9 protein-coding genes and 3 pseudogenes are annotated in these 10,874 nt (G+C 66.5%); 7 read left to right on the top strand and 5 right to left on the bottom strand.

The window, feature by feature from the left end; genetic code table 11:
* A pseudogene (locus tag RHBS_RS06385) lies at positions 1–351 on the top strand (DEAD/DEAH box helicase); the annotation flags it as partial.
* A 234-nt stretch (positions 352–585) separates the two neighbouring features.
* Positions 586–1,443 carry a DUF4333 domain-containing protein gene (locus RHBS_RS06380; RefSeq protein ID WP_128645188.1) on the top strand — a complete coding sequence of 286 codons (858 nt, stop codon included), beginning with the start codon at positions 586–588 and terminating at the stop codon, positions 1,441–1,443.
* 19 nt (positions 1,444–1,462) lie between these two features.
* Here the strand turns inward: RHBS_RS06380 and RHBS_RS06375 are convergent.
* Positions 1,463–2,439, bottom strand: a pseudogene (locus tag RHBS_RS06375) (5'-3' exonuclease H3TH domain-containing protein).
* A 27-nt stretch (positions 2,440–2,466) separates the two neighbouring features.
* On the opposite strand from RHBS_RS06375, the gene RHBS_RS06370 reads away from it, so the two are divergent.
* Positions 2,467–3,609, top strand: a complete 1,143-nt coding sequence (locus tag RHBS_RS06370) for a Xaa-Pro peptidase family protein (RefSeq protein WP_128645187.1) — start codon at positions 2,467–2,469, stop codon at positions 3,607–3,609.
* A complete protein-coding gene (locus RHBS_RS06365; RefSeq protein WP_128645186.1) occupies positions 3,609–4,184 on the top strand; it encodes a nucleotidyltransferase family protein in 576 nt (191 codons plus the stop codon). Before RHBS_RS06370 ends, RHBS_RS06365 begins: the two co-directional genes overlap by 1 nt.
* 19 nt (positions 4,185–4,203) lie before the next feature.
* Here RHBS_RS06365 and RHBS_RS06360 read toward each other — a convergent pair whose 3' ends face one another.
* Positions 4,204–4,617 carry a TIGR03618 family F420-dependent PPOX class oxidoreductase gene (locus tag RHBS_RS06360; RefSeq protein ID WP_121869860.1) on the bottom strand — a complete coding sequence of 138 codons (414 nt, stop codon included), beginning with the start codon at positions 4,615–4,617 and terminating at the stop codon, positions 4,204–4,206.
* 45 nt (positions 4,618–4,662) lie between these two features.
* On the opposite strand from RHBS_RS06360, the gene RHBS_RS06355 reads away from it, so the two are divergent.
* The 3 genes and pseudogenes from RHBS_RS06355 to RHBS_RS32085 all read left to right on the top strand — a co-directional run bounded on the left by RHBS_RS06355 (position 4,663) and on the right by RHBS_RS32085 (position 7,392).
* Complete coding sequence (locus RHBS_RS06355) at positions 4,663–5,421, top strand: SDR family NAD(P)-dependent oxidoreductase (protein ID WP_121869859.1); 759 nt, start codon at positions 4,663–4,665, stop codon at positions 5,419–5,421.
* On the top strand, positions 5,394–6,650 hold the full coding sequence (cbiE, locus tag RHBS_RS06350) for a precorrin-6y C5,15-methyltransferase (decarboxylating) subunit CbiE (RefSeq protein ID WP_237669046.1): 1,257 nt from the start codon (positions 5,394–5,396) through the stop codon (positions 6,648–6,650). The genes RHBS_RS06355 and cbiE overlap by 28 nt, the downstream gene beginning before the upstream one ends.
* Positions 6,629–7,392 (top strand): annotated as a pseudogene (locus RHBS_RS32085) (cobalt-precorrin-6A reductase). Before cbiE ends, RHBS_RS32085 begins: the two are co-directional and overlap by 22 nt.
* Here RHBS_RS32085 and RHBS_RS06340 read toward each other — a convergent pair.
* From RHBS_RS06340 to cobG, 3 genes are all read right to left on the bottom strand, one after another.
* Positions 7,375–8,868 carry a precorrin-2 C(20)-methyltransferase gene (locus RHBS_RS06340; protein WP_128645185.1) on the bottom strand — a complete coding sequence of 498 codons (1,494 nt, stop codon included), beginning with the start codon at positions 8,866–8,868 and terminating at the stop codon, positions 7,375–7,377. The pseudogene RHBS_RS32085 and the gene RHBS_RS06340 overlap by 18 nt on opposite strands.
* Positions 8,865–9,491, bottom strand: coding sequence for a precorrin-8X methylmutase (locus RHBS_RS06335; RefSeq protein ID WP_121869856.1), 627 nt, complete (start codon positions 9,489–9,491; stop codon positions 8,865–8,867). The genes RHBS_RS06340 and RHBS_RS06335 overlap by 4 nt, the downstream gene beginning before the upstream one ends.
* Before the next feature lie 66 nt (positions 9,492–9,557).
* Positions 9,558–10,688, bottom strand: a complete 1,131-nt coding sequence (gene cobG, locus RHBS_RS06330; RefSeq protein ID WP_128645184.1) for a precorrin-3B synthase — start codon at positions 10,686–10,688, stop codon at positions 9,558–9,560.
* Between the last annotated feature and the right edge of the window lie 186 nt (positions 10,689–10,874).

Genomic DNA, 10,874 nt, shown 5'->3' with positions numbered 1-10,874 from the left:
GCACGGTCCGACCGGTCCGATTCGACACGCGCTGACCGAAACGGTGCGGGTATGGCACGAGCTGCGGTCCGACGAAGTTCGGCACAAGCTTCCGCCGACGAGAGAACCCGACATGGGCTTCGTGAAGGCGATCTACAAGTGGGCGTCCAACCATTCGTTGGTCGATGCTCTCGTCACCGCGGGTGACAACGGTAAGGCACTGTCCGGCGGAGACTTCGTGCGCTGGTGTCGGCAGGTGATCGACCTGTTGGATCAGGTTCGCTCGCGGCGCCGGAGCCGGAACTGTCGCGAACTGCGGCGCGGGCGATCGCGGCTCTGCGCCGCGGCGTGGTCGCCGTCGATGCCGCATGACAGGAGCGAATCGGACTGCCGGGTCGGTACAGCGGAGAGTAGTACGGGCGGGATACTGTACCCCCGACGAATCCGAATTTTCAGTGGAGGCGAGATGAGCGGCCCATACGGTCCGACCGATCCGGACAACAGCTGGTCGCGCAAGCCCGATCAGCAGGACGGTGCCGCGAAAGACACGCCGGAGACGCAGCCTGGCGGTCCCTCGGCCGATCCACAGACTCCGACACCATCGGCGTGGGATCAGTACGGGCAGCCGCCGGCCGCGCCGTACGGCGAACCCGATCGGAGTGCGTACGGGCAGAGCCTCAGCAGCCCGGGGGCCAGTACCCGCAGGGGCAGTACCCGCAGGGGCAGTACCCGCAGGGGCAGTACCCACAAGGTCAATACCCACAAGGTCAATATCCGCCGGGTCAGTACCCCCCTGCCGGCTATCCGCAGGGGCAATACCCCCAGGCTCCGAACGCACAGGGCGGCTACCCCCAGGGGCAGTACCCCCAAGGCCCGAATCCCCAAGGCCCGAATGCACAGGGCGGTTACCCCCAGGGCCAGAACCCCACTGCGCAATACCCGGCCGGTCAGCAGTACGGCGCGCCCTATCCCGGTGCCGGTGCGCCTGCATCGGGCGATGCGGCGTACCAGAACCCTTACGCACCACAGCAATTCGGTAGTGGGCAGTACGGGCCGGGTGCATACGGCCAGCAGCCACAGCAGCCCTGGAATCCCAATCAGCAGTACCCGAACCAGCAGTACCCGAATCAGCAGGGGCCCGGGCAGGCCGGGTCCAAGTCGAAGAAGCCCCTGATCATCGTCGGTGCCGTCATCGCAGTGGTCGCAGTGATCGCTGTGGTGTCGTTTTTCGCCTTCGGTCGTACGACCACCCTCGACACTGCTGCGGCCGAGGAGGGTATTCGCACGGTCGTCACCGAGTCCTACGGTGCGTCCGACGTCTCCGGTGTGTCCTGCCCCCAGGACATCGAGGTCGAGGCGGGGACCAGTGTCGATTGCACCCTGACGGTCGACGGTGCGTTCAAGACGGTGACGTTGACCTTCCTCGACAACGACGCCAACTACGAGGTCTCCCTACCCAAGTAGACCGGCTCGGCCACTCGGGTCAGTTCTTCGACGCCGTGGCCGCCATCGCAGAGACGAGGCGGTTCACGGCGTTCTCGATTCCGAGGGTCTCGGCGAGAGTGTTCAGCGTGGCGTGATCGGCGGGCTCGGCCGGAATCTCGTCGGACTTGGACAGGACGACGTCGCGTCGGTGACGACCCGAACAACGGGAAGTGCCGCGTCCAGGTAGTCGCTCGCATTGGCCAGCTTCGCCCGGATGCCCTTGGCCATATCCGAGGACGGATCGAGTGCCGCAGCGCGCAGCGCAGCGACGGATTCGTAGTTCAGCATCAGCGTCGACGCCGTCTTCTCCCCGATTCCTTTGACGCCGGGCAGGCCGTCGGAGGCATCGCCGCGCAGGAGGGCGAGTTCCGCGTACGCCTCGCCCGCTCGATGAAGTGGCACACCGTAGCGCTCGGAAACCAGTGCGGGATCGAATAATTCGGCTTTGGCCAACCCACGGCCCACATACAGAACGCGCACCTCGTTCGGCTCGTCGGCGGCAACCTGAAGCAGGTCTCTGTCTCCACTGACCACGACCACGGGGTCCTGACGCTCGCGCGCTGCCAGGGTTCCCAGAACGTCGTCGGCTTCGAGACCCTCTGCGCCTGCGGTCGCGATCCCCAGTGCGGCGAGCACATCCATGATCATGTCCACCTGTGGTGTCAGTGTCTCCGGCACCTCTTCGCTCTCGGCGACCTCCGGCGCGGCCTCGGCAACACGATGCGCCTTGTAGGACGGCACCAGGTCGACGCGAAACTGTGGCCGCCAGTCGAGATCGAGGCACACCGCCAGTCGGCTGGGTTCGGTGCGCGCGATCAACGCCGAAATCATGTCGAGGAAGCCTCGGACGGCATTGACGGGTCGGCCATCGGGGGCCGTAATCGACTCGGGCAGTGCGTAGTAGGCCCTGAACCACAGGCTCGCGCCGTCGAGGAGCAGCAGCGGCGACTTTCCGGGGGCGGTCATGGGGCTCATCTTGCCAAACGGCACTAGCCTGGTGGGATGAGTGTCGATTCTTCGGTCAGTTCCTCACGTTTCTCCAGCGATGTCTACGCGTCCAGACTCGCCCGCGCGGCTCGCCTGACGTCGGAAGCAGGCTTGGATGCCCTGTTGATCACCCCGGGTCCGGATCTGCAGTACCTGATCGGATCGAAGGCCAGTTCGTTCGAGCGTCTCATCGCTCTGGTCGTTCCCGCGGACGGCAGAACCCCCACGGTCGTGGTTCCTCGGCTCGAGCTCGCCGCACTGGGTGATTCCGCGGCGCAAGAGCTGTCTCTGACGCTCGTCGACTGGGTCGACGGTGTGGATCCGTACGCACTGGTGGCATCGGCAGTTCCCGGTGGAACGAGAACAGCCGTCGCCGACGCCATGCCCGCCCTACATTTCGTGCCGCTGGCGGGTGTCTTCGGCACGGTGCCGGTGCTGGCCACCGACGTGCTTCGCGAACTCCGAATGGTCAAGGATGCGGCCGAGATAGACGCGTTGCGGCGCGCCGGGCACGCCATCGACCGCGTGCACGCCCGGATGGGTGAATGGCTTCGAGTGGGCCGCACGGAAGCGCAGATCGCCGCGGACATCGCGGCCGCGATCGTCGAAGAAGGCCACACTGCACCGGAATTCATCATCGTCGGGTCCGGGCCGCACGGTGCCGATCCGCACCACGAGGTCTCCGATCGAGTCGTCGAGGCGGGCGACGTCGTGGTGATCGACATCGGGGGACCTGTCGCACCGGGATACAACTCCGACTCGACCCGCACCTACAGTCTCGGCGAGCCCTCGGCGGAGATCGCCGAGCAGTACGCGGTACTCGAGCGGGCCCAGCAGGCAGCTGTCGATGCGGTGGTGCCCGGTGTCACGGCGCAGTCCATAGATGCGGCCGCCCGCGACGTCCTGGTCGACGCCGGTCTGGGCGAGGCGTTCCTGCACCGCACCGGCCACGGGATCGGCCTGTCGGTACACGAAGAGCCGTACATCGTTGCGGGAAACGACATCACGCTCACCGAGGGGATGGCGTTCAGCATCGAGCCGGGAATCTACTTCCGCGGACAGTGGGGTGCACGCATCGAGGACATCGTCGTCGTCACCGCAGACGGCTGCGAGTCGGTCAACCTCAGGCCGCACGGTCTGGCCGTCCTGCCGGTGTGATGCCGCCGGGCGAGGCCGAGTTCGTCTCGGTCGTTCGATCCAATCCTGCTGTCGACGAGATACTTCGACGCGCACCGCAGCTGGGGCTCCCCGGGTGGTATCTGACAGCGGGTGGCCTCTTCCAGACGGTGTGGAACCACCTGGCCGGTCGAGACCTTCGGGCGGGAATTCGCGACTACGACTTCTTCTACTTCGACGACTCCGATCTGTCCTACGATGCGGAGAACGATGTGATCGAGCGCGCGGATTCGGTGTTCGCCGACCTCGGTGTCGACGTCGAAGTACGCAACGAGGCGCGCATACACCTGTGGTACGAGGAGCATTTCGGCACTGCCATCGCACCGTACCGAAGTACCGAGGATGCTATCGATCACTTCGTCTCCACCACGTGCTGCTTCGGCATCACCACCGACCAGGGCGGAACGGATGTCGTGTACGCACCGCACGGATTCGACGATCTCTTCGCGGGGATCGTGCGGCCGAACCCGCGGTTGCCGATGCAGCACGTGTACGAGGCCAAGGCGGCCCGGTGGACGACCGAGTGGCCGAACCTCACCGTTCTGCCGTGGCCGTGAGGGCCGTGGTGACGGCTCGTTACCGGTTGAGCAGCGAACGGCTACCCAGTACCCGCTGCACCTGAATCTCGATGACGACCCGGGTGGGGTTCTCTCTCGGTACGCGATAGCGCTGCGCATAGCGGTTCTCCGCATCGACGACCGACTCTCGATCGTTCCGGACCGACGCGGGCCCCTCCAACGTCAGCCAGCGAGCGCCGTCGATCTGAGTGACGGCGGCATAGGCACCCCGTCCGGCGTTGATGGCCTTCTGCGACACGTCGTTGGTGATGACCCGGGCAATCTGCGCGTCGCCGTCGTAGGTGAAGCCGACGGCCACGACGTGCGGGGTTCCGTCCGTGCGCAGTGTCGTCAGAGTGGCAAGGTGCCTCTCGGTGAGGAATTCGATTGCGTCGTCGGTGAGTGAAGTCGCGTCAGCGGGTTGTGCGGCCATAACCCGACTGTAGTGAACGGTGTTCGATCGGCAAGACTGGTCGGCGTGAGCAGACGAGCAGAACCCGCCGCCGGAACGCTGTTGCTGTTGGGCGGGCGCAGCGAGATCGGACTCGAGGTCGCTACCCGACTCGCCTCGGGGCGAACTGTCGTACTGGCAGCTCGGCGCAGCACCGACCTCGATGCTCAGCAACGACGAGTGCAGCGTGCAGGTGCGGACGCCGTGCACACCGTCGAGTTCGATGCGAACGCGATGGACACTCACGCCGAGCTCATGAGCCGGGTTGCCGAGCGATACGGCCCGATCGGGATCGTGGTGCTGGCGTTCGGGATCCTCGGGGATCAAGCGCGGGCCGAGGACGATGCGCAGCATGCTCTCGACGTCATCACCACCGACTTCCTGGCTCAGGTTTCGGTGCTGACGCACGCTTCGAAGCTGCTCCGAGCCCAGGGGAGCGGCGACCTGGTCGTGTTCTCGTCGGTCGCGGGTGTGCGCGTGCGACGCGCCAACTACGTGTACGGATCGGCAAAGGCCGGTCTCGACGGGTTCGCCAGCGGACTGAGCGACTCACTGCACGGCAGCGGAGTGCATCTGCTACTCGTTCGTCCCGGATTCGTCATCGGTTCCATGACCGAGGGGATGACACCCGCGCCCATGTCGAGTACGCCGGATCAGGTCGCCGACGGCGTTGTCACGGCGCTGGGCAAGCGTCGGGCCAGCGTGTGGATCCCCGGCACTCTGAGACCGGTGTTCTTCGCCATGCGCCTACTGCCGCAATGGCTCTGGCGCAGGATGCCGCGCTGATGGTGGCGCCCGTGCCCACTCCGATCGTGGTCGTGGGAATCGGTGCGGACGGCTGGGATGGACTGCCTCTTGCTTCCCGCACGGCCGTCGAGCAAGCAGATGTGGTGTTCGGTTCGGCCCGCCAGGTCGCGGGGGTGCGGGAGCACTGCACCGAGACCAGGACATGGCCCAGTCCGTTGGTGCCGAATCTGCGGCCGATGATCGACGCCTGTGCAGGTTCGCGCGTGTGTGTGCTGGCCAGCGGGGATCCGATGTTCCACGGCATCGGGGTGACGCTGGCGCGAGAGTTCGGTGCCGAGCGACTACGCGTTCACCCGGCACCGTCCTCCGTGTCGTTGGCATGCGCGCGACTGGGCTGGGCACTGCAGGACACCCTGACGGTGTCTCTGGTGAACACCCCGGCCGAGACGGTGTTGCCCGAGTTGGCCGACGGGCGTCGGATACTGGTGTTGAGTCGGGGCAGCAGCACACCGAGAGAGATCGCGGCAGTGTTGTGCGCCAACGGCTTCGGATCGAGCGACATGACGGTCCTCGAACAGCTCGGCGGACCGGCCGAGCGGGTCGCCGGCGGAATCGCCCGCGAGTCGACGTTCGAGGGCATCGACCCGCTCAATGTCGTTGCGGTGCTGTGTGTCCGAGATCCCGACGCGTCCCGCCACACCCGCATTCCCGGCCTGGCCGATTCCGCGTACACCGGAGACGGTCAGATGACCAAGCGGGAGGTTCGAGCGCTCACGCTCAGCGCATTGGCACCGGCACCCGGAGAGTTGCTGTGGGACATCGGGGGCGGATCGGGAACCATTGCCATCGAATGGATGCGGACCGACCGATTTTGTCGCGCAGTGACGTTCGAGAGCTCGCCGGCGCGCCGTGAGCAGATCGAGAGCAACGCACTGCACCTGGGAGTTCCAAGCCTCGTGGTGCACCGCGGCGCCCCGGAGAGCTTCCCGGCTGTCTCTGACGAGGACGCCGTACCGGACGCGGTGTTCATCGGCGGTGGGTTGACCGGTGCCGACATGCTCGAGGCGTGCTGGGGCGCGGTGCGCACCGGCGGACGGGTGGTAGCGAATTCGGTGACCGCCGAATCGGATTCGCTGTTGCTGACCGCCGCGGCGAAGTACGGCGGAGAGCTCCGCAGGTTCCAGATCTATCGCGGTGAACCGCTGGGCGCGTTCACGACGTGGAGACCACAGCTGCCGGTCACCCAATGGAGCGCTGTCAAACTGTGAAGGTCCTGATTCTCGGTGGTACGACGGAGTCGCGGGCACTCGCGGCAGCCATGGACACGGTGCAGGGGATCGAGACGATCACCTCGCTGGCGGGTCGGGTCGCCGAGCCGATGATTCCCGTCGGACAGACGCGGATCGGGGGCTTCGGCGGGCCGGACGCCCTTGCAGTGTGGCTGCGAGACAACGCAATCGACGTGGTGGTCGACGCGACACACCCGTTCGCCTCCACCATCGGGGCACACGCCGAGCAGGCCACCAGGCAACGTCGGTCGCGCTCCTGGTGCTGACGCGGCCATCATGGACCGCGGGCGTGGGTGATCGGTGGACCTCGGTTGCGTCGTTGCCCGACGCGGCGTCGGCGATCACCCCCGGCAGCAGGGTGTTCCTCACGACAGGCAGGCAGGGTGTTCACCATTTCGCGAGTGTCGATCACTCGTGGTTTCTGGTCAGAGCGATCGACCCGCCGACCGGCCCGGTGCCGCCGCACATGACACTGCACCTGAGCCGTGGGCCCTTCGACGTCGACCACGAGTCGATGATGCTCGCGGACAACCGAATCGACCTGTTGATCACCAAGAACAGCGGCGGCGACATGACGCGAGCCAAGCTCGATGCTGCCCGAGCGGCATCGATTCCGGTGATCGTGGTCGACCGTCCTGCGCGAATCGGCTCGGCACCGACGGTGTTCGACATCGCGGCCGCCGTGGACTGGCTGACGAATCGACTACGCTCCACCCTCTGACGGGTACCGGCGGGAGGTGAACACCTTCGGCCCGCTTCCCGTGTCGACCACCATCGTCATCGAGGATCCGATGATGAGCAGGCATCGCATGTCGATCGACTCCGGGTCGAGTTCGCCGAGCGTCACGGTGCGAACGGATTCCTGCGCGCTCCCCACTGCGCGTCCGATGACCACGGGGGTCTGCGGCGAACGACGCTCGAGCAGAATCTCTTTCATGGCCGCAACCTGCCAGGTGCGCGATTTCGACGCCGGGTTGTAGATCGCGATCGCCATGTCGGCTCCGGCGACCGCCGCGAGCCGCCTTGCGACGACGTCCCAGGGCTTGAGGCGATCGGAGAGCGAGACGACGGCGTAGTCGTGTCCGAGTGGTGCGCCCACTCGACTGGCGACGGCGTTGGCGGCCGTCATTCCGGGCACCACCCGTACCGGTACCGAGTTCCACTGCTGCTCGGCTGCCACTTCGATCACGGCGGTGGCCATCGCGAACACCCCCGGATCGCCCGAGGAGACCACGGCTACTCGGCGGCCCTGCTTGGCGAGATCGAGCGCAAAGGCGGCACGTTCGGATTCGACCTTGTTGTCACTCGCGTGCCGAATCTGCCCGGGCCTCGGAGGTACCCGATCGATGTAGGTGACGTAGCCCACGAGATCGGTGGCGGCGGCCAGTTCGGCGCGCACCTCGTCGGTCGTCCATGCATCGTCGCCGGGACCGAGGCCGACGACGACCACTTCTCCACTGTCGGTGGGCATTTCGGCTCTGTTGGACGGGCTCGGCACGACGATCATCGAGAAGTAGGGCACGTTGTCGGCGTCTGCGGCGTCGAGAACTCGCTGCTGGGGCGTGCTGGCGCGTTCGACGTAGCGCGCCTCGTCGAGTCGGCCGGAACGCTCCAGGGCCTCGAGTACGGTGGGGTAGGTCCGGCCCAGTTTCATGATGACGGCTGCGTCGGTGCCGCGCAGCCGGCGCGTGAGTTCGTCCGCGGGCAGCGTGCCGGGCAGCACGGTGAACACCTCGTCTCGCTCCACGAGCGGAGTTGCCAGTGCGGCCGAGGCGGCACTGACGGACGTCACGCCGGGCACGATCTCGACCTCGAAGCGGTCGGCCAACCGTTTGTGCATGTGCATGTACGAGCTGTAGAACAGCGGATCACCCTCGGCGAGAAGCACTACGGAGCGTCCCGCGTCCAGATGGGCCGCCAACCGTGCGGCAGCGGATTCGTAGAATTCGTCGATCGCACCCTGATACCCACCGGGGTGCGCCGTGGTCTCGGTGGTGACCGGATAGACCAGATGTTCCTCGAGCTGCCCGTCCCGCATGTACCCGGCCGCCAGTCCACGAGAGATGCTGCGACCGTGCTGTGCACTGTGGAAGGCGACCACATCCGCCTCGGCGATCACGCGAGCGGCCTTGACGGTCAACAACTCCGGATCGCCGGGACCGACGCCGACTCCCCAAAGTTTTCCGGTGCTGGTCATTCTTGCTCGCTCGCAATGGCATTGACCGCAGCGACGGTGATCGGACTACCACCACGTCTACCTCGAACGACGAGATACTCGACGCCGAGGTCGGCGGCGATCAGATCTTCTTTCGACTCCGCTGCGCCGATGAATCCCACCGGGCCGCCGACGATGGCTGCTGGCTTCGGAGCCCCGGCCGCGAGCATCTCCATCAGGTGAAACAGAGCGGTCGGCGCGTTTCCGATCGCAACGACGGCACCGCCGAGCTTGTCGCCCCACAACTCCAGCGCGGCAGCGGTTCTCGTGGTCCCCATACTCCGAGCCAAGTCCGGCACCCGAGGATCGGACAGCGTGCACAGCACCTCGTTGTCGGCTGGAAGACGGCGACGAGTGATGCCGGCGGCGACCATGTTGGCGTCGCACAGGATCGGCGCTCCCGAGTTCAGTGCCGCGCGAGCGGAGGTCACGACCGCTGGGGTGTAGCCGATGGTCTCGGTCAGATCGATCTCTCCGACCGCGTGAATCATGCGCACGACGACCTGGGCAACGTCCGGTGCGAACCGTGACAGATCTGCTTCGGCTCGGATGGTCGCGAACGATTGTCGGTAGATCTCCGCGCCGTCGCGGACGTAGTCGTGCATGCGTTTCACGATAGGGGAGAGGGACCCCTCAGCAGAAAGCCGGGCGCACCTGGGTGAAGGCACCACTCAGGACACCCGGTAGCCGATTTCCGTCGCGATGACGTCGGTCACCTCGCCCTTGGGCCGTCCACAACGCCGTTCGCACCCGGACCAGTGTTGCCGCTCGCCGCGCGGAGTCATTCGGGCATCGACTGCCGCGGAGAGGTCGGCTCGTACGTCGGCCAACGACTTCTCGCACCCCGGCGATCCGGTGCAGGCGCTCACTCGAATCCACGGTGATGCCGCGTCGAAGATCAGTCCCATCGGAGCCAGCACCCGGACGACCTGTTCGGCCGGTTCCTCGTCCAGATCACACACGATCAGCGATCGCCACGGGGTCATGATCAGCGGGCGGTCGATGGCCGCGAGGAACTCGGCGAGCCGCGCCCCGAGTACACCGTTGGCCAATCCGGCGGCCAACGCCACCAGGCCGTCGTCCTGGTCGAGCCATCCGATCGGTGGCACCTCCACGGGTGCGGGCATCGGTAGGTCGGGGCCGGCCGAGAGCCCGAGACGGTCGAGGATCCGTGCCGGTCCATCGCCCAACTCGGCCACCCGCCACTGGGACTGCCGCAGTTCCACGAAGGCGCCCGCGCAGTTCAGCAACGTCGATACGACACTGTCGCGGTCCACGCGAACGCCGCTGTCCCGGCCCGCCAGCAGCACCGCGTAGGACCCGTCGGACTGGGCGTAGGCGCCGAAATCCGGTTCGAGTCCGCACACGTCGCCTCGGCCGTCGTCGAGTGCGAACAGTGTCCTCCCCGGCAGGTCCGCCAGATCGGGCCGCGCACAGAGGGCTTCGTCCAGCGCACCGATCAGCGCGCGCACATCGGTGAGGCCGCCCACCCGGCCTGACAGAGGCGAAGCGAGGATGTTGCGCACTCGCTCGTGAGTCGGGGACGGAAGCAACCCTGCGTCGGCCAACCTGGTCGCGAAGCCGTCCGGGTCCGACACCGCGCGCACCTGGATATTGCCCCGCGAGGTCAGTTCCAGCGTGCCGTCACCCAGCTCCGAAGCGGCCTGCGCCAGTACCTGCATCTGCCCCGGCAACACGACGCCGCCCGGCAGCCGAACTCGTGCCAGCGGCCCGTCCGCGGCCAGATGGGTCGTCAGGGCTCCGGGGCAGCCGTCGGGCACCGACCTCTCTGGCGAACTCATGGTCACCAGGCTACAAGCGCAACGGGTGGCCCGATTCCACGCTCGCTTCGGTAGCATTCGATGTTCACGCTCCGGCCGAGAGGAAACCGGCGAAAATCCGGTACGGTCGCGCCACTGTGATGGCCTTCGGTCCTACGGGACGGGGCAGGAGTCAGACCCTCTCGCCGACGAGTCGAAGAGAAGCTT

It is taken from the genome of Rhodococcus sp. BS-15 (assembly GCF_000813105.1).
Classification (GTDB): Bacteria; Actinomycetota; Actinomycetes; order Mycobacteriales; family Mycobacteriaceae; genus Rhodococcoides.
The sequence above is the reverse complement of the archived record's forward strand: the minus strand, read 5'-3'. Positions and strand labels throughout refer to the sequence as shown.